Annotated in this window: 22 protein-coding genes; 8 read left to right on the top strand and 14 right to left on the bottom strand. The window is 51.8% G+C overall.

Annotation, left to right across the window (positions count from 1 at the left end; genetic code table 11):
• Nucleotides 1-52: 52 nt before the first annotated feature.
• The 4 genes from OGX83_RS17385 to OGX83_RS17400 all read right to left on the bottom strand — a co-directional run bounded on the left by OGX83_RS17385 (nt 53) and on the right by OGX83_RS17400 (nt 3471).
• Nucleotides 53-322 carry a YdgH/BhsA/McbA-like domain containing protein gene (locus tag OGX83_RS17385; RefSeq protein ID WP_008785396.1) on the bottom strand — a complete coding sequence of 90 codons (270 nt, stop codon included), beginning with the start codon at nt 320-322 and terminating at the stop codon, nt 53-55.
• A 230-nt stretch (nt 323-552) separates the two neighbouring features.
• Nucleotides 553-948 carry a DUF302 domain-containing protein gene (locus OGX83_RS17390; protein ID WP_286588729.1) on the bottom strand — a complete coding sequence of 132 codons (396 nt, stop codon included), beginning with the start codon at nt 946-948 and terminating at the stop codon, nt 553-555.
• 77 nt (nt 949-1025) lie between these two features.
• Nucleotides 1026-2117 (bottom strand): YVTN family beta-propeller repeat protein, encoded by a 1092-nt coding sequence (locus OGX83_RS17395; RefSeq protein WP_153687443.1) that lies wholly within the window; start codon nt 2115-2117, stop codon nt 1026-1028.
• A gap of 427 nt (nt 2118-2544) precedes the next feature.
• A complete protein-coding gene (locus tag OGX83_RS17400; RefSeq protein ID WP_003834913.1) occupies nt 2545-3471 on the bottom strand; it encodes a LysR family transcriptional regulator in 927 nt (308 codons plus the stop codon).
• A gap of 89 nt (nt 3472-3560) precedes the next feature.
• Between OGX83_RS17400 and OGX83_RS17405 the strand changes: the two genes are divergently transcribed.
• Nucleotides 3561-4559 carry a bile acid:sodium symporter family protein gene (locus OGX83_RS17405; RefSeq protein WP_003038103.1) on the top strand — a complete coding sequence of 333 codons (999 nt, stop codon included), beginning with the start codon at nt 3561-3563 and terminating at the stop codon, nt 4557-4559.
• On the opposite strand, the gene OGX83_RS17410 is transcribed toward OGX83_RS17405, so the two are convergent.
• The 3 genes from OGX83_RS17410 to zipA all read right to left on the bottom strand — a co-directional run bounded on the left by OGX83_RS17410 (nt 4556) and on the right by zipA (nt 7882).
• Nucleotides 4556-4774 (bottom strand): DUF3820 family protein, encoded by a 219-nt coding sequence (locus tag OGX83_RS17410; protein ID WP_111465276.1) that lies wholly within the window; start codon nt 4772-4774, stop codon nt 4556-4558. The two genes, OGX83_RS17405 and OGX83_RS17410, sit on opposite strands and share 4 nt — an antisense overlap.
• Nucleotide 4775: 1 nt before the next feature.
• The gene (gene ligA / locus OGX83_RS17415) at nt 4776-6791 is read right to left on the bottom strand and encodes an NAD-dependent DNA ligase LigA (RefSeq protein WP_286588734.1); all 2016 of its coding nucleotides are present in this window, start codon (nt 6789-6791) and stop codon (nt 4776-4778) included.
• Between the two features lie 71 nt (nt 6792-6862).
• Nucleotides 6863-7882 (bottom strand): cell division protein ZipA, encoded by a 1020-nt coding sequence (zipA, locus tag OGX83_RS17420; RefSeq protein ID WP_286588736.1) that lies wholly within the window; start codon nt 7880-7882, stop codon nt 6863-6865.
• A gap of 230 nt (nt 7883-8112) precedes the next feature.
• On the opposite strand from zipA, the gene cysZ reads away from it, so the two are divergent.
• The 5 genes from cysZ (at nt 8113) to crr (ending at nt 12973) form a co-directional block, all read left to right on the top strand.
• The gene (gene cysZ, locus OGX83_RS17425) at nt 8113-8874 is read left to right on the top strand and encodes a sulfate transporter CysZ (protein WP_057066948.1); all 762 of its coding nucleotides are present in this window, start codon (nt 8113-8115) and stop codon (nt 8872-8874) included.
• A 163-nt stretch (nt 8875-9037) separates the two neighbouring features.
• Nucleotides 9038-10009 carry a cysteine synthase A gene (cysK, locus tag OGX83_RS17430; protein ID WP_003038091.1) on the top strand — a complete coding sequence of 324 codons (972 nt, stop codon included), beginning with the start codon at nt 9038-9040 and terminating at the stop codon, nt 10007-10009.
• A 383-nt stretch (nt 10010-10392) separates the two neighbouring features.
• A complete protein-coding gene (gene ptsH / locus OGX83_RS17435; RefSeq protein WP_002913505.1) occupies nt 10393-10650 on the top strand; it encodes a phosphocarrier protein Hpr in 258 nt (85 codons plus the stop codon).
• A 45-nt stretch (nt 10651-10695) separates the two neighbouring features.
• Nucleotides 10696-12423, top strand: coding sequence for a phosphoenolpyruvate-protein phosphotransferase PtsI (gene ptsI, locus OGX83_RS17440; protein ID WP_008785405.1), 1728 nt, complete (start codon nt 10696-10698; stop codon nt 12421-12423).
• 40 nt (nt 12424-12463) lie between these two features.
• Nucleotides 12464-12973: a PTS glucose transporter subunit IIA gene (gene crr, locus OGX83_RS17445; RefSeq protein WP_000522253.1), complete on the top strand. Its 510-nt coding sequence runs from the start codon at nt 12464-12466 to the stop codon at nt 12971-12973.
• 209 nt (nt 12974-13182) lie between these two features.
• On the opposite strand, the gene OGX83_RS17450 is transcribed toward crr, so the two are convergent.
• Together OGX83_RS17450 and pdxK are read right to left on the bottom strand one after the other, a co-directional pair.
• Complete coding sequence (locus tag OGX83_RS17450; protein WP_008785406.1) at nt 13183-13422, bottom strand: hypothetical protein; 240 nt, start codon at nt 13420-13422, stop codon at nt 13183-13185.
• Nucleotides 13419-14285, bottom strand: a complete 867-nt coding sequence (pdxK, locus tag OGX83_RS17455) for a pyridoxine/pyridoxal/pyridoxamine kinase (RefSeq protein WP_286588738.1) — start codon at nt 14283-14285, stop codon at nt 13419-13421. Before pdxK ends, OGX83_RS17450 begins: the two co-directional genes overlap by 4 nt.
• Before the next feature lie 82 nt (nt 14286-14367).
• Here pdxK and ptsJ point away from each other — a divergent pair, with 82 nt between their 5' ends.
• Both ptsJ and OGX83_RS17465 read left to right on the top strand, forming a co-directional pair.
• Entirely contained in the window at nt 14368-15660 is a 1293-nt protein-coding gene (gene ptsJ, locus OGX83_RS17460) for a MocR-like B6 salvage transcription factor PtsJ (RefSeq protein WP_286588740.1), read from the top strand.
• A gap of 13 nt (nt 15661-15673) precedes the next feature.
• Nucleotides 15674-16390, top strand: coding sequence for a type 1 glutamine amidotransferase (locus OGX83_RS17465; protein WP_071446817.1), 717 nt, complete (start codon nt 15674-15676; stop codon nt 16388-16390).
• A 90-nt stretch (nt 16391-16480) separates the two neighbouring features.
• Here the strand turns inward: OGX83_RS17465 and cysM are convergent, their stop codons facing one another.
• The 5 genes from cysM to cysP form a co-directional block, all read right to left on the bottom strand.
• Nucleotides 16481-17392: a cysteine synthase CysM gene (gene cysM / locus OGX83_RS17470; protein ID WP_003835014.1), complete on the bottom strand. Its 912-nt coding sequence runs from the start codon at nt 17390-17392 to the stop codon at nt 16481-16483.
• Between the two features lie 119 nt (nt 17393-17511).
• On the bottom strand, nt 17512-18609 hold the full coding sequence (gene cysA / locus OGX83_RS17475; protein WP_048234762.1) for a sulfate/thiosulfate ABC transporter ATP-binding protein CysA: 1098 nt from the start codon (nt 18607-18609) through the stop codon (nt 17512-17514).
• Nucleotides 18599-19474 carry a sulfate/thiosulfate ABC transporter permease CysW gene (gene cysW, locus OGX83_RS17480; RefSeq protein ID WP_003038064.1) on the bottom strand — a complete coding sequence of 292 codons (876 nt, stop codon included), beginning with the start codon at nt 19472-19474 and terminating at the stop codon, nt 18599-18601. Before cysW ends, cysA begins: the two co-directional genes overlap by 11 nt.
• The gene (cysT, locus tag OGX83_RS17485) at nt 19474-20307 is read right to left on the bottom strand and encodes a sulfate/thiosulfate ABC transporter permease CysT (protein WP_003038061.1); all 834 of its coding nucleotides are present in this window, start codon (nt 20305-20307) and stop codon (nt 19474-19476) included. The genes cysW and cysT overlap by 1 nt, the downstream gene beginning before the upstream one ends.
• Nucleotides 20308-21324 carry a thiosulfate/sulfate ABC transporter substrate-binding protein CysP gene (gene cysP, locus OGX83_RS17490; RefSeq protein WP_003835019.1) on the bottom strand — a complete coding sequence of 339 codons (1017 nt, stop codon included), beginning with the start codon at nt 21322-21324 and terminating at the stop codon, nt 20308-20310.
• Nucleotides 21325-21421: the final 97 nt, after the last annotated feature.

Raw genomic sequence — 21421 nt, forward strand, 5'->3', positions numbered from 1 at the left:
GTACAACAACGCACTTTCGCTAATCAATAATTAAAACGGGGGAAACTGCTGTTTACTTCTTATAGAGTTCGCTGGTCACTACAGCCTGAGAACCATTGCCTATAGAAGAGAAGTTCTTAATGACAAAGAAATCAGCACCTTCTTTATCTGCCATTTTCGAAATTTTGTGCATACATTGATTCACCGTATTTTCCGTTACGGTGATTGACTTGACATGCTTTAAACTATTGGCTTCTTGTTGCGAGATTTCTGTAGCAGCAAAGGCAGACAGACTGAGAAAACACAAAGAAGCGGCCAATGATGTGACTAATGTCTTTTTCATAACTATCCTCATAACTTTCATATTAATATTTGAGCGTCAAGATATACTCTTCACATAATATTGCAAACAAAAAATCGTCTATTTATAAAATAGACGAACCGACAAACATTGAAGAGTAATGAACATCATGTGTATTATTCAATAGGTTTATTATAGCGGGTTAAACACTTGCATAATAAACGCAGAAAAATAACACTAAATATCCACGAGGCATTTAGTGTTATTTGCAATTAATTACCGGCCACTTCGTTAAGAAGGGTTGTCAGGATGCTAACTGGAGCAACAATATTATGTGCAACATCATAGTCAAACTCCAGAACAGTACTTGCATCCTGATAATCTATATGGGTATCACCATTATCATCCTGCCAAATAACCACCCTTAGGGGTAACTCTATTGCCGCATGAGGATTTGCTTGCATGGCAGGAGTACCACCCTTTGGGTTACCAAACAGAAATAACATCGTCGGTCGCAGAGCAAGACCTGCTTCCGTTGCCGCTTGCTGTTGATCAACCTGTACAAAAATACGAATATTTTTAGCATTCAATACGCTGACGAGTCTGTTTACAGTATCATCAAAATTGAACTTACTAGGCAGCGTTTTTGTCCGCTCCGGCTTTCTCATCTGTCGTTCCTTTATTTATAGAATATTCATGAAAATACCCGCCAGCGAATGACGGGTATTGATAAATGCTAGCACAGTTATTTAGGCGTCACTTCGACAGAGCCCCAGCTGATACCATTTGGGTTGTTGTCTACCGGAAGCGTATTCACTACCTTACGCTCATTAATGTCAATCATCGAAACAGAGTTTGCAAATGAGTTAGTTACGTAAGCATATTTGCCATTTTTATCCACAACCACGCCATGGGCCCCATCGCCAGTGGTGATGGTTTTCGCTACCGTAAGGCTTGCGATATCAATCATGTTTATTGTGTTACCCGGCCTGCTCTTCGAGCCCTGATTGGTTACCAGCATGCTTTTACCATCCGGAGTGCCAAACAGCTGGATTGGTACGGTACCGACATTAATTTTCTTCACAACTTTACGCGTTGCTGTATTAATCACCGCTACAGCATCTTCACCAGACAGGGAAACAAACACCCGTTTTCCGTCCGGTGAGAAACCTACCTGGGCTGGCATTTTACCTAATGGGATCTGCGCGACTTCTTTATTACTGGCTGTATCGACGACGGATACCGAGCCCCCTTTCATATTCGCGATATAAACTTCTTTACCGTCAGGACTCACTCTGAGGCCATGAGGGAATTTACCTACATTAATTGTCGTTAAATTTTTCAAATGTTCTGCATCAATCACGCTGATAGTGTTATCTGCACTATTTGAGATATACGCCATTTTCCCATCAGGGGTGACGACAACATGCGCAGGGTGTGCGCCAACCGGAAGTTTTGCAATAACCGTATCATTTTCGGCATTAATAACCCAAACTTCGCCATGTTCCTTTTTGCCTGCATGAGAATCTTTGCCCATATCCATTTTCTCAGAATGGGCATCTTTACTCATATCCATATGTTCAGAGCCTGATGAATGTGTCCCGTTAGCACCAAGGTTGGTTACCCAAACTGTTTTATTGTCTGGTGACACCTGAACGTTATGCGGCATTTTACCAACATGTACTTTATCTACAGTCTTTAAAGACGCAGCATCAAGTACATTAACTGAATCTGCACCTTCATTTGCTACATACACTCTGTCTGCTGCAAACGTATAACCAGACCATGCCAGCATACTAATTTGCATTGCAATTAAAATTTTATTTTTTCTTATCATCGCCGCCAATACCCCATTAGTTAAATATATTTACCGGATTAGTTTCAGCAACCAGCTATTGTAGGATTATTTAACATGTCACTAATATTACTCCATCGGGATCGTGTTAATTCTACCTATAACGAGTTACTGTATAAATTGCTTAGTCATTTCATTAATCAATCGCTATACATCATTGTATTAGATACTGCTATCCGTACTTGCGTATAAAGAGTATCAACCTTCCAGCAAGTGGAAGGTCAAGAAAAAAGTAATAATTTAAAATAGCCTTACAAATCCGCAAGCTAAGCAATTGCCTAAGAATAACGCAGGAGAATTTATAAATATAAAGAGGTAGTCCGGTGCCGGGTAAAAATATAAAAGTTAACGATCAGTTCATCGATACTGAAAGCCAAACTTAACGACATGACAAACACCAGCCATATCGTTAAAGCTGGTACAAAGGATCCCGTGCCCGACCGGCGGTTAATTCACTGGCCTGCATCCGTACTACGTCCCACAGCGCCTGGGCCGCAGTCGATAAAGAACGATTTTTACGTCGTGCCAGCATCAATTGTCGTTCCACAACCGGCGTCAGGCGTTTAACCTGCAAATGGCTGCCCTGTGGCAGAGGAAGCGCCAGCGCAGGCAGCACGCTGATACCAATCCCCGCCTCAACCATCGGGAAAAGCGTGGCAGGGTGACCTATCTCCTGAACGATATTGGCCTCAATGGAAAAGTGAGCCAGTGCCGCATCGATCAACGGTCGACTGCCGGAAGCGTAATCCTGTAATACCAGGCGCTCATGATATAAATCCTGCCAATTTACCCATTCGCGTTGGGCTAGCGGATGATCCTCTCGACACAACAGCAGGAACGGTTCGGATAACACCGCTTCACACTGTAGATCGGTCACAGCACCTGGATCTATCACAATGCCAAAATCCACCTCGCCCTGACGAATACTCTCCAGCACCCACTGTTGCGGACGATCGTGCAGCACAAAATCGATTGCTGGATAAAGCTGATTACTCTGGGCAATACACTGTGGAATAAGGTGAGCAGATATTGTCTGGCTGGCGGCAACGCGCACCGTTCCGGTTAACTGCGTTCCCACCTGGCCTGCTTCGCGCAGCGTGCTGTGCAGTTCATCCAGAATACGTTCCAGCCGCGCCGCCAACTGGTGCCCTGCTTCTGTCAGCACCACTTCCCGCGTTGTTCTATCTAACAACCGCACACCCGTCTGCCCTTCCAGCTCTTTAACGCTGTGGCTGACCGCAGACTGGCTTAAGCCAATGATATCCCCCGCCCGGCTAAAGCTTTTGGCCTGAGCGACGGTAACAAAAATACGGAGCTGACGCAGAGAGTAATTCATCTATTCGATTCATATATGGATGCAATAAATCAATTTTATTTCTCAAACAGAAAAACGCAAAATGTTCCTACCGAATTTCAGGAGCTTTTATGAAACTTTTTCGTATCCTTGATCCGTTCACGATAACGTTGATTACGGTCGTTTTACTGGCGTCCTTTTTCCCGGCCGAGGGTGGCTTTGTACCTTTCTTTGAAGGCTTAACCACCGCTGCCATTGCCCTACTGTTTTTTATGCACGGGGCGAAGCTTTCGCGTGAAGCCATTATTGCCGGCGGTAGTCACTGGCGTTTACATCTGTGGGTGATGTGCAGCACGTTTGTTGTTTTCCCGGTGCTGGGCGTTCTGTTCGCCTGGTGGGCACCGGTAAATGTTGACCCGATGCTGTACACCGGTTTCCTGTACCTGTGTATTTTGCCGGCCACGGTGCAGTCGGCAATCGCTTTTACGTCGCTGGCGGGGGGTAACGTTGCTGCCGCCGTGTGTTCCGCTTCGGCCTCCAGCCTGCTGGGTATTTTTCTCTCGCCGTTACTGGTTGGCCTGGTAATGAATATGCATGGCGCAGAAGGCAGTCTGGAGCAGGTGGGGAAAATCATGCTGCAGCTGCTGCTGCCGTTCGTACTGGGACATCTTTCACGTCCGTGGATTGGTAACTGGGTGTCCCGACATAAAAAATGGATCGCCAAAACGGACCAATCCTCCATCTTGCTGGTGGTGTACTCCGCCTTCAGTGAAGCCGTGGTTAACGGGATCTGGCACAAAGTGGGGATTGGTTCGCTGTTGTTTATCGTGGTGGTCAGCATCGTATTGCTGGCAATCGTGATTGGCATCAACGTCTTTGTTGCGCGGAAATGCGGCTTCAACAAAGCCGATGAGATCACCATTGTCTTTTGCGGATCGAAAAAGAGCCTGGCAAATGGGATCCCAATGGCAAATATTCTGTTCCCGACGTCAGTGATAGGAATGATGGTGCTGCCGTTGATGATCTTCCATCAAATTCAGCTGATGGTGTGTGCCGTGCTGGCACGTCGCTACAAGCAACAAACAGACGCATTGCAGGCGCAGCAGAAAAGCCGCGCCGCAAAGGCTTAGAACGGGCGTTTCAGGGGCTGCACCAGTTGCGTCAGCCCTTCAGTTTTAATCAGCAGCGTGATTTGCATCAGCTCGCCGAGCTTGCCCGGCGGGAATTCATCTTTACGGGCAAACCACAGCAGATACTCTTCCGGTACATCAATCAGCCGACGCCCTTTATATTTGCCAAAGGGCATCACGGTATTGGCGATTTCAACCAGCTGCTCTTTTTCCATCTCAGGCACCCAGTAAGCGGATCATTTCAGCTTCATCGATCACGGCAATACCCAGTTCCTGCGCTTTTGCCAGCTTCGAACCCGCCGCTTCACCGGCAATCACCAGGTCGGTTTTCTTCGATACGCTGCCGGCTACTTTTGCACCCAACTCGGTCAGTCGCGCTTTGGCGTCATCGCGTGACATCAGGCTCAGGCTCCCGGTCAGCACTACCGTTTTACCCGCGAAGGGGCTGTCGATTTCTTCAGCGTTGATGACCACCGGCGCCGGCCAGTGAATCCCCTGCGCCAGCAGTTGGACGATCACCTCGCGGTTGCTCTCTTCAGCAAAGAAATTAAACACGTGGGTCGCTACCACAATGCCGACATCCGGCACTTTTTGCAGCTCTTCAATGGAAGCCGCTTCCAGCGCCTCAAGGGTGCCAAAATGCGCCGCCAGACCAGCCGCCGTGGCTTCACCGACTTCGCGAATACCCAGCGCGTAGAGGAAACGGGCAAACGTCGTTTCTTTCGCTTTTTCCAGCGCATTCACCACGTTTTGCGCCGATTTCGGCCCCATACGATCGAGTCCGGTCAGCTTACCTGCGGTCAGTGTGAAGAGATCCGCTGGCGTGTGGACATACTCTTTCTCGACCAGTTGATCGATAATTTTATCGCCCATGCCGTCAACGTCCAGCGCGCGGCGGGAAACGAAGTGTTTCAGCGATTCCTTACGCTGCGCCCCGCAGATTAAACCACCGGTACAGCGAGTGACCGCTTCGCCTTCCACACGCTCAACGTCAGAGTTGCATACCGGACAGTGGGTGGGAAACTCAATTTCACGCGTATCGTCCGGGCGCTCGGAAAGCACGACATTCACTACCTGCGGGATGACATCGCCCGCACGGCGAATGACGACTTTATCGCCAATACGCAAACCAAGACGCTCAATTTCATCCGCATTGTGCAAGGTGGCGTTACTGACCAACACCCCGGCAACCTGAACTGGCTCAAGGCGAGCGACAGGCGTAATCGCCCCGGTGCGTCCAACCTGAAACTCAACATCACGTACGAAGGTCATCTGCTCTTGCGCCGGGAACTTAAAGGCCACCGCCCAGCGCGGCGCGCGGGCAACAAAACCCAGTTGTTCCTGCAACACCATGGAGTTGACTTTGATCACCACACCGTCGATATCGAATCCCAGCGTCGGTCGGTCTTCTTCAACCTTGTGATAGTAAGCAAGTACTTCCTCCGGAGAGTCGCAAAGCTTAACTCTGTCGCTCACCGGCAATCCCCACTCTTTAAATTGCAGCAGACGGCCCTGGTGGGTATCAGGCAACACACCACCTTCCAGCACACCAACGCCATAGCAGAAGAAAGTAAGCGGTCGCTTCGCTGTAATACGTGGATCGAGCTGACGCAATGACCCGGCCGCTGCGTTACGTGGGTTAGCAAACACTTTGTTGCCAGTACGGCGGGCCTCTTCGTTAATTTTTTCAAATCCGGCCTGCGGCAGGAACACTTCACCGCGCACTTCCAGACGCGTCGGAATGTTATCGCCTCGCAGTTTTAATGGGATCGCACGGATGGTGCGCACGTTCGAGGTAATATCCTCACCCGTAGTACCATCACCACGCGTTGCGGCACTGACCAGCACACCGTTTTCATACAGGATACTGACCGCCAGCCCGTCCAGCTTCAGTTCGCAGCACCAGGTTAGTTTGTCCGTACTCTTCAGTCTGTCCTGCACGCGCTTGTTGAAGGCGAGAAAACTCTCTTCATCAAACACGTTATCCAGTGACAGCATTGGCACTTCATGGCGAATCTGGCTGAACGCTGCTAACGGGGCGGCGCCAACACGCTGGGTTGGCGAGTCGGGGGTGATAAGTTCCGGATGCTGCGCTTCCAGCTCGCGCAGTTCACGCATCAGGCGATCGTATTCCGCATCGGGAATTTCCGGCGCATCCATCACATGGTAGAGATACTCATGATGGCGAAGCGTGGTTCGCAGTTCTGTCAGTTGTTGTTCGATTGATTCCATATCGCACCATCAATGATAAAAAACCCCCGACAGGCGGGGGTTTAGCAAGGAGATGTCACGCCAGAGGAGAATCAGGCGTGAGATTCTTTAACTTCGCGGATGCGGTCCTGATACTCGCGCAGTTTCTGCGGCGTCATCATGCGACGTTGATCGTCGAGCACCACACCACCCACTTCATCGGCAATGTGCTGTGCCGACTGCAGCATCAGCTTAAAGTTTTGCAGCTCGTCACCGTAGGACGGAACCTGCATAAAAATAGTCACGCCAGGGGTGCTGAAATCACCCGTCATTTCGGGGTCAAACGTTCCTGGGTTAACCATATTGGCAAGGCTGAACAGCGAAGGACCGCTGCCATCCGGGCTCAAATGACGATGGAAAATATTCATATCGCCAAATTTAAAACCGGCTTGCTGAATGCTGTTGAGCAGCACTTCACCGTTGAGCTCACTACCGTGATGCGCCGCAACGTTCATAATAATGACCGCTTCTTTACGCTGCGGTTTTTCAGCAACAGGCGCTTCTTCAACTACCGGCTCAGGCTGCGGTTGATGTTCAACGGCAGGCTCTGCGGGCTGGAAAGCCTGCGGCGCAGGTTGCGGTGCTTGCTGCACGGGCTGCTGAACCTGCGGAGCAACGGGCTGATGCTGCATCGGCTGCTGCACAGGTTGTTGCTGAACAGGCTGATGTTGCACCGGCTGCTGCGGTTGTACAGGCTGCGGCTGCGGCTGCTGCTGAGCATGCGGCGGCGGCACCGGCGCTTGTGCAGGCTGCGGCGCGGGTTGACGCGGCTGAGCAGACGCATAAGGCGGCTGGTACTGGTGTTGCGGCGACTGAGGAGGAACACCATGTTCCTGCGCGTTACCGGGAGCATGATTCACACGATGAACGCGAACTTCGCCCACGCCTTCGTCTTCCTCGACGTTGTCGTCGAACGAATCCTCGTCTTCACGTTTAGACTTCATGCGTTTCAGTGGGCGATCGCGGAATATAGAAGACCGCTCTTTACGGCTAGTCCAAAAACCATGTACCAGTAAAGCGATTATGGCGATCGCGCCAACAATGATTAATATCAGACGCAAATCCTGCATCATTATATTCTCTGTTGTTCTAACACCTTGCCACCACGGCAAACATTTACTCACTAAGAGTATTTGTCGATTACGCCAAGTGCAAGTGCACTCTTGGCTTTCACGGCATAAAGATGAACAAAATTGTGCTTTTTGCTGTTTTTTCGAACATTTCTGAACAGCTTAACGCTCAACAACCCGGTAAGATACGCAAAGTTTACCAGAGCTTATATAACAAGGAGTATGTCCTGACCATGGTTTCATCATCTGCAGTCGTACCTCGCAGCGGCCTTTATTACTTTTCACAGGGATGGAAGCTCATCACCCAACCGGGCATTCGTCGCTTTGTCATCCTGCCTTTGCTGGTGAATATCCTGCTGATGGGCGGCGCATTCTGGTGGCTATTCACACAACTCGATAGCTGGATCCCCGCGCTGATGAGTCACGTCCCTGACTGGCTTCAGTGGCTCAGCTACTTGCTGTGGCCGATTGTCACTATCTCCGTACTACTGGTGTTCGGCTACCTGTTTTCCACCATAGCCAACTGGATTGCCGCGCCGTTTAACGGTCTGCTGGCAGAACAGCTGGAAGCACGCTTAACGGGCGCAACACCGCCTGATACCGGCGTTCTCGGCATCATGAAAGATGTTCCCCGTATTATGAAACGTGAATGGCAAAAGCTGGCGTGGTATCTCCCGCGCGCCGTCGTGTTGCTGATCCTCTATTTTATTCCGGGTATTGGTCAGACCGTAGCCCCGGTGCTGTGGTTCTTGTTCAGCGCATGGATGCTGGCCATTCAGTACTGCGATTATCCGTTTGATAACCATAAGGTGCCTTTTAAGGAGATGCGCGTCGCGCTGCGCACACGCAAGGTCACCAATATGCAATTTGGCGCATTGACCAGCCTGTTCACCATGATTCCGGTGCTCAATCTGTTCATCATGCCGGTCGCGGTTTGTGGTGCCACGGCGATGTGGGTAGACTGCTATCGTGCTAAGCACGCGTTATGGAAGTAATGCAAAAATGTGTAAAAGCGGGCTGGCTTATGCCCGCTCTTATTCCATACTGCAACGCATTATTTCCTGGTGGCATATAGATATACGAATTCCTTACTTCCCCATACTTTCTCAACAGGTATGCTGAAGCGGTATCCCAATTTCATACAGTTAAGGACAGGCCATGAGTAAGATTTTTGAAGACAACTCGCTGACTATCGGTCATACGCCGCTGGTTCGACTGAACCGTATCGGTAACGGACGCATTCTGGCGAAGGTGGAATCACGCAACCCAAGCTTTAGCGTCAAATGCCGTATCGGTGCCAACATGATTTGGGATGCCGAAAAACGTGGTGTACTGAAACCGGGTGTAGAGCTGGTCGAACCAACCAGCGGCAACACAGGGATTGCGCTGGCCTACGTTGCCGCAGCTCGCGGTTACAAACTGACTCTGACCATGCCTGAAACCATGAGCATTGAGCGCCGCAAGCTCTTAAAAGCGCTGGGCGCGAACCTGGTGCTGACCGAAGGCGCAAAAGGTATGAAGGGCGCGATTCAGAAAGCGGAAGAAATTGTGGCCAGCGATCCGGAAAAATTCCTGCTGCTGCAGCAGTTCAGCAACCCGGCAAACCCGGAAATCCACGAAAAAACCACCGGCCCGGAAATCTGGGAAGATACCGATGGCCAGGTTGATGTCTTTATTTCCGGCGTCGGTACTGGCGGTACGTTGACTGGTGTGACCCGTTACATTAAAGGCACTAAAGGCAAAACCGATCTGATCACCGTCGCGGTTGAACCTACCGACTCCCCGGTTATCGCCCAGGCGCTGGCAGGTGAAGAACTCAAACCAGGCCCGCATAAAATTCAGGGCATTGGAGCAGGCTTCATTCCGGGTAACCTTGATCTGAAGCTTATCGATAAAGTCGTTGCCATCACTAATGATGAAGCTATTTCTACTGCGCGTCGTCTGATGGAAGAAGAAGGTATTCTGGCTGGGATCTCTTCCGGTGCTGCGGTTGCTGCCGCGCTTAAGCTCCAGGAAGATGAAACCTTTACCAATAAGAATATAGTGGTTATTCTACCGTCATCGGGTGAGCGTTATCTGAGCACTGCACTGTTTGCCGATCTCTTTACAGAGAAAGAACTGCAACAGTAGTGCCAGCATGTTAAAAACGCGTAAAAAAGCACCCTTTTGGGTGCTTTTTTGTGGCCTGCTTCAAAGTTTCAACTCGCCTGGCATTGATTCAGCCCGCCGGAACTGGTATTTAACCAAACTAATTATTTTGATGCGCGAAATTAATCGTTACAGGAAAAGCGCTAGCTGAATCGATTTTATGATTTGGTTCAACTCTTCCTTTCGCGGCATAATGTTTAATGACGAACGAAACGTCAGCGGCAAGAAGTTGCCAGCAACGGATTGCACCGAACTCCTTTTGTGTCGCGTCCAGTTTACGCCGATGCTAACAATACAGGCTAAAGTTGAGCCGCCAGGCTAGACTTTAGTTCCACAACACTAAACCTATAAGTTGGGGAAATATAATGTTCCAGCAAGAAGTTACCATTACCGCTCCGAACGGTCTGCATACTCGCCCTGCTGCTCAGTTTGTTAAAGAAGCAAAAGGCTTTACTTCTGAAATTACTGTGACTTCCAACGGCAAAAGCGCTAGCGCCAAAAGCCTGTTTAAACTGCAGACTCTGGGCCTGACTCAGGGTACCGTTGTCACCCTGTCCGCAGAAGGTGAAGACGAGCAGAAAGCAGTTGAGCATCTGGTTAAACTGATGGCTGAACTCGAGTAAGTTCAACGAGTTCTTTTAAATATCAGTCACAAGTAAGGTAGGGTTATGATTTCAGGCATTTTAGCATCCCCGGGTATCGCTTTCGGTAAAGCATTGCTGCTGAAAGAAGACGAGATCGTCATTGACCGGAAAAAAATTTCTGCCGACAAGGTTGATCAGGAAGTTGAACGTTTTCTGAGCGGTCGTGCCAAGGCATCTGCGCAACTGGAAGCGATCAAAACCAAAGCTGGTGAAACGTTCGGTGAAGAAAAAGAAGCCATCTTTGAAGGGCATATCATGCTGCTCGAAGATGAGGAGCTGGAGCAGGAAATCATAGCCCTGATTAAAGATAAGCACATGACGGCTGATGCAGCTGCGCATGAAGTTATCGAAGGTCAGGCCACAGCCCTGGAAGAGCTGGATGATGAATACCTGAAAGAACGTGCGGCTGACGTACGTGACATCGGTAAACGCCTGCTGCGTAACATTCTGGGTCTGGCAATTATTGATCTGAGCGCTATCCAGGACGAAGTTATCCTGGTTGCCGCAGACCTGACCCCGTCAGAAACCGCACAGCTGAACCTGAACAAGGTGCTGGGTTTCATCACTGACGCGGGCGGACGTACCTCTCATACCTCTATCATGGCGCGTTCTCTGGAACTGCCTGCCATCGTAGGTACGGGTAGCGTCACCTCTCAGGTGAAAAACGACGACTATCTGATTCTGGATGCCGTAAACAATCAGGTTTACGTCAATCCGACCAACGACGTTATTGAGCAACTGCGTGCCGTTCAGGAGCAGGTTGCAACCGAGAAAGCGGAACTCGCTAAGCTGAAAGATCTGCCGGCTATCACGCTGGACGGTCACCAGGTTGAAGTTTGCGCCAACATCGGTACCGTTCGTGACGTTGAAGGCGCCGAGCGTAACGGCGCTGAAGGTGTGGGTCTGTACCGCACCGAATTCCTGTTCATGGACCGTGAATCGCTGCCAACTGAAGAAGAACAGTTTGCTGCGTATAAAGCCGTTGCTGAAGCCTGTGGCTCTCAGGCGGTCATCGTCCGTACCATGGACATCGGCGGCGATAAAGAACTGCCGTACATGAACTTCCCGAAAGAAGAGAACCCGTTCCTGGGCTGGCGTGCCGTGCGTATCGCCATGGATCGTAAAGAGATCCTGCGTGACCAGGTTCGCGCTATCTTGCGCGCCTCTGCTTTCGGCAAACTGCGTATCATGTTCCCAATGATCATCTCTGTTGAAGAAGTGCGTGCACTGCGCAAAGAGATCGAAATCTACAAACAGGAACTGCGCGACGAAGGTAAAGCATTTGACGAGAGCATTGAGATTGGCGTGATGGTGGAAACACCAGCTGCGGCAACAATTGCGCGTCATTTAGCCAAAGAAGTTGATTTCTTTAGTATCGGCACCAATGATTTAACGCAGTACACCCTGGCAGTTGACCGTGGTAATGATATGATTTCACACCTTTACCAACCGATGTCGCCATCTGTGCTGACGCTGATCAAGCAAGTTATTGATGCTTCTCATGCTGAAGGCAAATGGACTGGCATGTGTGGTGAGCTTGCAGGCGACGAACGTGCTACACTTCTGTTGCTGGGGATGGGTCTGGACGAATTCTCTATGAGCGCCATTTCTATCCCGCGCATTAAGAAGATTATCCGTAACACGAACTTCGAAGATGCGAAGGTGTTAGCAGAGCAGGCTCTTGCTCAACCGACAACGGACGAGTTAATGACGCTGGTTAACAAGTTCATTGAAGAAAAAACAATCTGCTAATCCACGAGATGCGGCCCAATTTACTGCTTAGGAGAAGATCATGGGTTTGTTCGATAAACTGAAATCTCTGGTTTCTGATGATAAGAAAGACACCGGAACTATTGAGATCGTTGCTCCGCTCTCTGGCGAGATCGTCAACATCGAAGACGTGCCGGATGTAGTTTTTGCTGAAAAAATCGTTGGTGATGGCATTGCTATCAAACCAACCGGTAACAAAATGGTTGCTCCTGTTGATGGCACCATCGGCAAAATCTTTGAAACCAACCACGCTTTCTCTATCGAATCCGACAGCGGCATTGAGCTGTTTGTTCACTTCGGTATTGATACCGTTGAACTGAAAGGCGAAGGCTTCAAACGCATCGCTGAAGAAGGTCAGCGCGTGAAAGTGGGCGACCCGGTTATTGAATTCGATCTGCCGCTGCTGGAAGAAAAAGCCAAGTCTACCCTGACTCCGGTTGTTATCTCCAACATGGACGAAATCAAAGAGCTGATCAAACTGTCCGGTAGCGTGACAGTGGGTGAGACTCCGGTTATCCGCATCAAGAAGTAATTCTTTTTGCAGAGAAAGATGGCGCCTGATGGCGCCATTTTTTTATATACTTCATCCTTCAGATTGCCTCTGTGTTGGCTGCAGTCGCTCACCCCAGTCACGTACTCATGTACGCTCCCGGGGATTCTCTCCTTTGCCGCCTTGATGCAACCTGAATGATTTTGTATATACCCGATAACGATTTTTATCTTTTGTAGGTCGGAAAAGCGTTAAATTTGTGAGGTGACCGGTCGGTAACACGCCTCGCGCATCAGAATCTTCATCCCTTCCGGCCCGCTTTCCAGCATCCGTCGCTCCGAGTCTGCCACTAACAATTCACAGTCGTAGCCACCCGCAATACCAAACATGGCCCGCGCTACACAGATATCTTCCAGCGCTGCTGCCCCGTTGGTGTCAAAATGTCCAACCATACGCCCATTCTGGCGAACTACCAGCCGGTAACTCTTCATCGCGCCTCCCCTGCCGGTGGCAGAATTAATTCATCACAACCGCACAGGTGCGTCCACGTCATCACGTCCATCACCCGCTGCGCGGCGTCGTGCGTCGCGGTCGTCAGCGCTTTCCCCAGTACAAGGCCGCTCACCAGCTCTGCACAAAACAGATCGCCAGTCCCCTTCAGATCCGTTTTCACTCGCGGATGGGCTAACACCTCAACCGTTTCAGCCGTCACCACCGCAACGTTAATAATCTCTTCGGTATCCCCCGGCGCGCTGGTTATTACCACCCATTTCAGGGTGTCAGTGAGCAGTGATTGTGCCGCCGTAATGGCTTCATCAAGCGTACGACACGGCTTTCCGCTTAGCATTTGCAGCTCGAACACGTTCGGCGTCAGCCCCTGTGCCAACGGCAGCAGGTGCTGACGATAAGCTTCCGGGATTTCGGCTTTCACATACATGCCGCTATCCGTATCGCCAATCACGGGGTCGACCAAAATGCACAGGTCCGGATGTGTGGCCCGAACGGTTTCCAGCCACTGTGCCAGCAAGGCGATTTGCTCCGCGCTGCCCATGTATCCTGTTGTCACCGCCTTTAGCTCACGCAAGGCATCACGCTCGCTTAAGGCGCGGAGATAGCCGCTAAACCAGTCAGACGGAATAACGCCGCCGTAAAAGGTTTCATAATGCGGGGTATTACTGAACAGCACCGTGGGTACTGCCGTCACGCGTAACCCCTGCGCTTTAATGGCCGGGACGGCGATGCTGTTGCCTACGCTGCCATACACCACCTGTGACTGGACGGCGACGATATCGGTCTGTAACGCCCGATTCGTGTCGTCAAAGAGCACTGACTGGATATCACTCTCCTGCTCCATAAATTTCTCCTCTCGCTGGACAGCGCGCTTACGCCTCACTATTATCGTCATATGCTAAAATTCATTTTGTCATAGGTCAATAATGATCGACGGAAAAACCGCTAACGAAATTTTTGACAGTATCCGTCAACATGTCGCTACAGGCACGCTGGCAGCGGGAGAAACGTTGCCACCAGTGCGGGAACTGGCAACGGAATTAAACGTGAACCGTAATACTGTCGCGGCGGCTTACAAACGCCTGGTCACCTCCGGGTTGGCGCAGAGCCTGGGACGCAACGGCACGGTGATTAAGGGGATCAATGCCCCCGTTGCGCTGGAAGGTGGTAATCCGGATACCCCGCTTATCGATCTTTCCGGCGGTAATCCAGCGCCCTCGCGTCTTCCTGACCTGAGTAGTTATTTCGCGAAGATAAATAAGAATCCGCGGTTGTACGGCGATGCCGCTGTTTCACCAGGGCTTAGGGTATGGGCATCACAATGGATGCAAAATGCAATGCCCGGCAAAGGGGAAATTGATATCACCAGCGGCGCCATTGATGCTATCGAACGGCTACTGTGCGCCCATTTACTGCCTGGAGATAGCGTTGTCGTAGAAGATCCATGCTTTTTGAGCAGCATCAACATGCTGCGTTATGCTGGTTTCTCCGCCAGTCCGGCCAATGTTGACCACGAAGGCATACTGCCGGACCAACTGGAACTCGCGCTACAGAAAGGCGCGCGGGCGGTGATTCTGACACCGCGCGCGCATAACCCGACAGGATGCAGCCTGAGCGCCTCACGCGCGGCACAATTGCAGGAAATCCTGGCCCGCTATCCGCAGGCGCTGGTGATCGTCGACGACCACTTTGCGCTGCTATCTGCTTGCCACTGGTATCCGGTGATTGCGAAGGAAACCACGCACTGGGCGATTGTCCGTTCGATGTCAAAAACGTTAGGTCCGGATTTACGCCTGGCCATTGTGGCCAGCGATCCGCTCACTTCAGGGAAGCTACGTTTACGGCTCAACTCCGGCAGTCAGTGGGTCAGCCACCTGCTGCAGGATTTGGCCTGCGCCTGCCTGAGTGACGAGATTTATCAACACACGCTGGCGCAAACTCAGCAGTTTTACGCCGCCCAGCAGCAAACGTTGGCGGCAGCACTGCGGCGACATAGCATTGAGTTGCCCGTTGGTGACGGTCTGAATATGTGGCTACCGCTGGAAGATAACAGCCAAGCGATCGCTTTTGCGCTGGCAAAGTCCGGCTGGCTGGTGCGGGAAGGCGAAGTGTTTGGCGTCAACACGCCTGCCCACGGCCTGCGTATTACGCTGTCAACCTTAACTGACAGCGACATTGATAAGCTGGCGGCTGATATTCATCAGGCGCTAAAACGCTAACAGGAGAGAAAAAGTGCGAGTTCATTTTGTTATTCATGAGTCTTTCGAATCTGCTGGCGCGTATCTGCCGTGGGCCGAATCACGCGGCTATAGCGTCAGTTGGTCGCGCGTTTATGCCGGAGAAGCGGTCCCTGCGAACGCCGATGATTTCGATATGTTGGTGGTGTTTGGCGGTCCGCAGTCACCACGAACCACGCTGGCAGAGTGCCCGTACTTTGATTCTCAGGCCGAGCAGCATCTGATCAACCAGGCGATTGCGGCACGTAAAATTGTGGTGGGGATCTGCCTGGGTTCACAGTTAATCGGCGAAGCGCTGGGTGCGAAGGTGTGCCAGAGTCCGGAAAAAGAGATTGGTCACTACCCCATCGTTCTGACCGAAGCCGGTCAACAGCACCCGCTGTTCAGCCATTTCGGCTCACCGCTTACCGTCGGTCACTGGCACAACGACATGCCAGGATTAACCGACCAGGCGACCATTCTTGCTGCCAGCGAGGGCTGCCCACGACAAATCGTGCAATACGGTAATTTTGTTTATGGTTTTCAGTGCCATATGGAGTTTACGGCTGATGCTATAGAAGGGCTTATTCAACACTCCGAACAAGAACTGGCGGAAGCTAAAGGCAAGCGTTTCATCCGTTCCGTTGAAGAGATGCGAGCATGGGATTATCAGCAGATGAATGAGAAACTGTGGCAATTCCTTGATAAGCTTGTGGAAAAACGTAACGATTGATTATGGCAGGCCGGATAAGACGCTTTACGTCGTCATCCGGCGCTCGTGCCGTACGTTTGCCTGATAGTGCTATGGTTATCAGGCTGAAAACTAAATCCCTAATCCCTGGTTAAAGTGCTCTTCGCCAAACACGCCGGTTGAAAGGTAGCGATCGCCGCGATCGCAGATGATCGCCACCACCACCGCTCCCGGGGTCGCGCGCGCCACACGTAACGCCCCCGCTACCGCGCCACCAGAACTGACACCACAGAAAATCCCTTCGCGAACGGCCAGTTCACGCATGGTGTTTTCCGCATCGTTCTGATGAATATCCAGCACCTCATCCACCAGCGAGGCGTTAAAAATGCCCGGCATATATTCCGCAGGCCAGCGGCGAATTCCCGGAATACTACTGCCCTCTTCCGGCTGCAGGCCAACGATAGTGACCGCTTTTTCTTGCTCACGCAGAAAACGCGACACACCGGTAATGGTGCCTGTCGTTCCCATACTGGAGACAAAGTGGGTAATACGACCTGACGTCTGCTGCCAGATTTCCGGTCCGGTGGTAGTGTAATGCGCGTACGGGTTATCCGGATTATTAAACTGATCCAGCAGCTTGCCTTCTCCCCGCTGCGCCATCTCAAGGGCTAAATCGCGCGCGCCTTCCATCCCCTGCTCTTTGGTGACCAGAATCAGCTCGGCACCATAGGCGCGCATCGCCGCACGGCGCTCCTGGCTCATGTTGTCTGGCATCAGCAGCTTCATGCGATAGCCCTTCAGCGCGGCGATCATTGCCAGCGCAATTCCGGTATTACCGCTGGTCGCCTCAATCAGCACGTCGCCTGGCTTAATTTCTCCGCGCTTTTCCGCTTCGACGATCATCGACAACGCGGCGCGGTCTTTCACCGAACCTGCGGGATTATTGCCTTCCAGCTTGACCCAAATTTCACTACCGTTATCCGGCGCCAGACGTTGTAATTTCACCAGAGGCGTATTGCCAATTGTTTGTTCTAATGTGTTCACGTTTTCAGCTCAATAAAAATGCCGGGTGGCGCTGTACTTACCCGGCCTACAGGTCATGCTGCACCTGGTAAGCCCGGTAAGCGCAGCGCCACCGGATGATAACTATACGAATTAACCTATCAGGCGCTTTGCGCCAGGGCAAGTTCCTCTTCCCGCGTTTCAATACGCTGGTCGCCGTTATACAGGCGCGCATTTTGCAGCCCGACAAACAGACGTTCGCCGCGGCCAGGGGAATCATCGCCCTGCATGACTACCGTCAACGGTTCGTTATACCACCCCAGGGGTTGCACAACTAATTGGGTGTAGTGTCCTTTCGGGCTGGCTTCCAGCACTTGTACCGGCAACGGCGAATCCAGGCTGGTACGACGGCTCACGTCCACTTCCCACGGGCGCAGGAACAGATCCACCGGTCCCTGATAGCCAGGCGTATAACCCAGCGGCCAGCGGTGTGCGCCCACATGGAATTGGCCGCCACGAATCGTCCCCTGCAGGCGGTTAACCTCACCCATAAATTCCAGGACGAAACGAGTAGCCGGTTCGCGCCATACCTGATCCGGCGCATCAGCCTGTTCGATATGACCCTGACTCATCACCACCACGCGGTCTGCGACTTCCGTTGCTTCTTCCTGATCGTGGGTAACAAACACGCTGGTAAATTTCAGCTCTTCATGCAGCTGGCGCAGCCATCGACGCAGCTCTTTGCGCACCTGCGCATCAAGCGCGCCAAACGGTTCGTCGAGCAGCAGGATCTGCGGCTCTACCGCCAGCGCACGCGCCAACGCCACGCGCTGTTTTTGCCCGCCGGAGAGCTGTGCCGGGAAACGGTCCGCCAGATGAGCCAGTTGAACCATTTCCAGCAGTTTGGTCACTTTTGCTTTGATGGCCGCCGCATTCGGGCGCTCACGCCGTGGCAGGACCGTCAGACCAAACGCGATATTGTCGAAAACGGTCATATGACGAAACAGCGCATAGTGCTGGAACACGAACCCCACCTTACGGTCGCGGGCGTGCAATCGGCTGACGTCGGTACCGTGAAAACGGATATGCCCGCTGGACTGATGTTCCAGCCCGGCAATAATGCGCAGCAGCGTGGTTTTGCCCGAGCCGGATGGCCCCAACAGCGCGACCATCTGACCTGAAGGAATATCCAGCGAGATATCGTTCAGCACCTGGGTGCGACCAAAAGACTTCTTAATATTGGCAATCTCAATGCTCATGATTTTCCTCCTGCTGCGCGCGTTTTTCCTGGTTCTCCAGACGCCATTGCAACATGCTCTTCAAAAACAGGGTAATAATCGCCATCAGCGTTAATAGCGCCGCGGCGGTAAAGGAGCCGACCGTGTTGTAGTCCTGCTCCAGTAATTCAATCTGTAGCGGCAGCGATAAGGTTTCGCCGCGAATCGAGCCGGAAACCACTGACACCGCGCCAAACTCACCAATCGCACGGGCGTTGGTCAACACCACACCGTACAGCAATGCCCAACGGATATTCGGCAGCGTAACGCGGCGGAACATCTGCCAGCCGGATGCACCCAGCAACACAGCCGCTTCATCTTCATTGCTGCCCTGGCTTAACATCACCGGCACCAGCTCACGCACCACAAACGGACAGGTCACGAACACTGTCACCAGCACCATCCCCGGCCAGGCAAACATAATTTGCAGGTTATGCTCATCCAGCCACCCACCAAGCGGGCCGTTAGAGCCGTAAAACAGCAGATAGACCAGACCGGCGACCACCGGCGAGACAGCAAATGGAATATCCAGTAACGTTAGTAGTAGTTGGCGTCCTGGGAAGTTAAAACGGGTCACCAGCCAGGCCAGCAACACACCAAACACCAGGTTCACCGGCACCGCAATTAGCGCAATCAGCACCGTCAGCCAGATGGCATGCAGCATGTCCGGATCCGCCAGGTTCTGTAATACCGGCATTAATCCCTTGCTGAACGCCTGCACGAAGATGTAAATCATCGGCACCAGCAAAATAAACGCGGAGACCAGCATGCCCGTGCCGATCAGAAACCATTTCCCCCAGTTGATGCGGGGTGCGCCATAGCGTTTCAATTGGGTAATGTCTGCCATCAGTGACCTACCACACGTCGACCAAAGCGACTTTGCAGAGTGTTAATTGAAAACAGCAGCAACAACGACGCCCCGAGGATCACAGAAGCAATCGCGCTGGCGGCCGGGTAGTCAAACTCCTGCAAGCGAACAAAAATCATCAGCGAGGTCACTTCCGTCTTCCATGCGATGTTTCCGGCGATAAAAATAACCGCGCCAAACTCACCGAGGCTGCGGGTAAACGACAGCGCAACGCCCGCCACCAGCGCAGGAGACAGCTCCGGCAGCACTACTTTACGGAAACTTTGCCAGCGCGTAGCACCGAGCGTTTCAGCTGCTTCTTCATATTCCGGGCCTAACTCTTCCAGTACCGGTTGCACGGTACGCACCACAAACGGAATGCTGGTAAAGGCCATCGCTACCGCGATACCGAGCCAGGTGTAGGTCACCTTGATATCCAGCTTCGCCAGCCACTCGCCGTAGAAGCCATTAACCGAAAACAGTGACGCCAGCGTCAGACCTGCCACCGCCGTAGGCAGTGCGAACGGCAGGTCCATCAGCGCATCCAGCAGCGTACGACCCGGAAAGCGATAGCGGGTTAAGATCCACGCCATCAGCAAACCGAACACGCCGTTAAAAATCGACGCCACAAACGCCGACAGCAGCGTCACTTTATAAGCCGCCACCACCTGCGGATTGGTAATCACATCCCAGTATTGCGCCCAGCTCATTTGCGCCAGTTGCATCACCAGCGCGCTCAGCGGCAGCAGCAATATCAGGCAGACAAACAGTAAGCTGGTGCCCAGGCTCAAAGTGAAGCCAGGCAGCACGCGTCGGGAAGAAACAGCAAACATTTACTTACGCCCCGCCGCCAGCAGTTTGTCCAGCTCACCGCCGCTGACAAAGTGCGTTTTCATCACTTCAGGCCACGAGCCAAACTTATCTTCCACACGGAACAATTCGGTCTGCGGGAATTTATCTTTCAGCTTGTCCATTACCTGCGGGTTATTCACGCGGTAGTAGAAATCGGTAATGATGGTTTGCGCCTGCGGGCTGTACAGCCAGTTCAGGTAAGCTTTCGCCGCTTTTTCAGTACCGTTGGCCTGCACATTTTTATCTACCCAGGCCACCGGGAACTCCGCCAGAATGTTGACCTTCGGCACCACCACTTCGAAGCCCTGGTCTTCGTACTGTTTACGGATATTGTTCACTTCCGATTCAAAGGTAATCAGTACGTCGCCCAGACCGCGCTCCACGAAGGTGGTAGTTGCACCACGACCGCCGGTATCAAATACTTCCACGTTTTTCAGAAACTGGGTCATGAACTGTTCGGTTTTAGCTTTATCCCCACCGTCCGCTTTATCTGCCGCGCCCCACGCAGCCAGATAGGTATAGCGTGCGTTACCGGAGGTTTTCGGGTTCGGGAAAATCAGCTTCACGTCCGGGCGAACCAGATCGTTCCATTCGTGGATATTCTTCGGGTTGCCCTTACGCACCAAAAACGCCATGGTGGAATAGAATGGCGAACTGTTATTCGGCAGGCGGCTTTGCCAGTCGGCAGGGATCAGCTTGCCTTTGTCATGCAGGATCTGCACGTCGGTCACCTGGTTATAGGTCACGACGTCAGCTTTCAGCCCCTGCAAAATCGCCAACGCCTGTTTTGATGACCCGGCATGAGATTGTTTAATCGTCAGTTTGTCGCCGCCGTTATCCTTCGCCCATTGTTGTTCAAACGGCGGATTAAGGGCGGCAAACAGCTCGCGGGAAACATCGTATGAACTGTTCAGTAGTTCCGTTGCCTGCGCCTGCCCCACCAGCAACAGCATGGCTGCCAGCGTCAGTGTTCTTTTTTTCAGTAAGTTAACGGCCATTGCGCACCCTTATAAATTAAATGACTTTCTTATGGTCATCATATTTATAACCAGTGCTAAAGGAGTAACGGTTTTATATACCGTTTGATGATTTGAA

It is taken from the genome of Citrobacter sp. Cpo074, assembly GCF_030332745.1.
Lineage (GTDB): Bacteria > Pseudomonadota > Gammaproteobacteria > Enterobacterales > Enterobacteriaceae > Citrobacter > Citrobacter portucalensis.

Coding starts and splice junctions, on each gene's coding strand:
- cysP (WP_003835019.1), bottom strand. CDS start 21,324: ATGGCCGTTAACTTACTGAAAAAAAGAACACTGACGCTGGCAGCCATG.
- crr (WP_000522253.1), top strand. CDS start 12,464: ATGGGTTTGTTCGATAAACTGAAATCTCTGGTTTCTGATGATAAGAAA.
- OGX83_RS17405 (WP_003038103.1), top strand. CDS start 3,561: ATGAAACTTTTTCGTATCCTTGATCCGTTCACGATAACGTTGATTACG.
- OGX83_RS17450 (WP_008785406.1), bottom strand. CDS start 13,422: ATGAAGAGTTACCGGCTGGTAGTTCGCCAGAATGGGCGTATGGTTGGA.
- ptsJ (WP_286588740.1), top strand. CDS start 14,368: ATGATCGACGGAAAAACCGCTAACGAAATTTTTGACAGTATCCGTCAA.
- cysK (WP_003038091.1), top strand. CDS start 9,038: ATGAGTAAGATTTTTGAAGACAACTCGCTGACTATCGGTCATACGCCG.
- cysA (WP_048234762.1), bottom strand. CDS start 18,609: ATGAGCATTGAGATTGCCAATATTAAGAAGTCTTTTGGTCGCACCCAG.
- ptsI (WP_008785405.1), top strand. CDS start 10,696: ATGATTTCAGGCATTTTAGCATCCCCGGGTATCGCTTTCGGTAAAGCA.
- cysW (WP_003038064.1), bottom strand. CDS start 19,474: ATGGCAGACATTACCCAATTGAAACGCTATGGCGCACCCCGCATCAAC.
- OGX83_RS17385 (WP_008785396.1), bottom strand. CDS start 322: ATGAAAAAGACATTAGTCACATCATTGGCCGCTTCTTTGTGTTTTCTC.
- cysT (WP_003038061.1), bottom strand. CDS start 20,307: ATGTTTGCTGTTTCTTCCCGACGCGTGCTGCCTGGCTTCACTTTGAGC.
- zipA (WP_286588736.1), bottom strand. CDS start 7,882: ATGATGCAGGATTTGCGTCTGATATTAATCATTGTTGGCGCGATCGCC.
- pdxK (WP_286588738.1), bottom strand. CDS start 14,285: ATGGAGCAGGAGAGTGATATCCAGTCAGTGCTCTTTGACGACACGAAT.
- OGX83_RS17410 (WP_111465276.1), bottom strand. CDS start 4,774: ATGGAAAAAGAGCAGCTGGTTGAAATCGCCAATACCGTGATGCCCTTT.
- cysZ (WP_057066948.1), top strand. CDS start 8,113: ATGGTTTCATCATCTGCAGTCGTACCTCGCAGCGGCCTTTATTACTTT.
- OGX83_RS17395 (WP_153687443.1), bottom strand. CDS start 2,117: ATGATAAGAAAAAATAAAATTTTAATTGCAATGCAAATTAGTATGCTG.
- ligA (WP_286588734.1), bottom strand. CDS start 6,791: ATGGAATCAATCGAACAACAACTGACAGAACTGCGAACCACGCTTCGC.
- ptsH (WP_002913505.1), top strand. CDS start 10,393: ATGTTCCAGCAAGAAGTTACCATTACCGCTCCGAACGGTCTGCATACT.
- OGX83_RS17400 (WP_003834913.1), bottom strand. CDS start 3,471: ATGAATTACTCTCTGCGTCAGCTCCGTATTTTTGTTACCGTCGCTCAG.
- OGX83_RS17390 (WP_286588729.1), bottom strand. CDS start 948: ATGAGAAAGCCGGAGCGGACAAAAACGCTGCCTAGTAAGTTCAATTTT.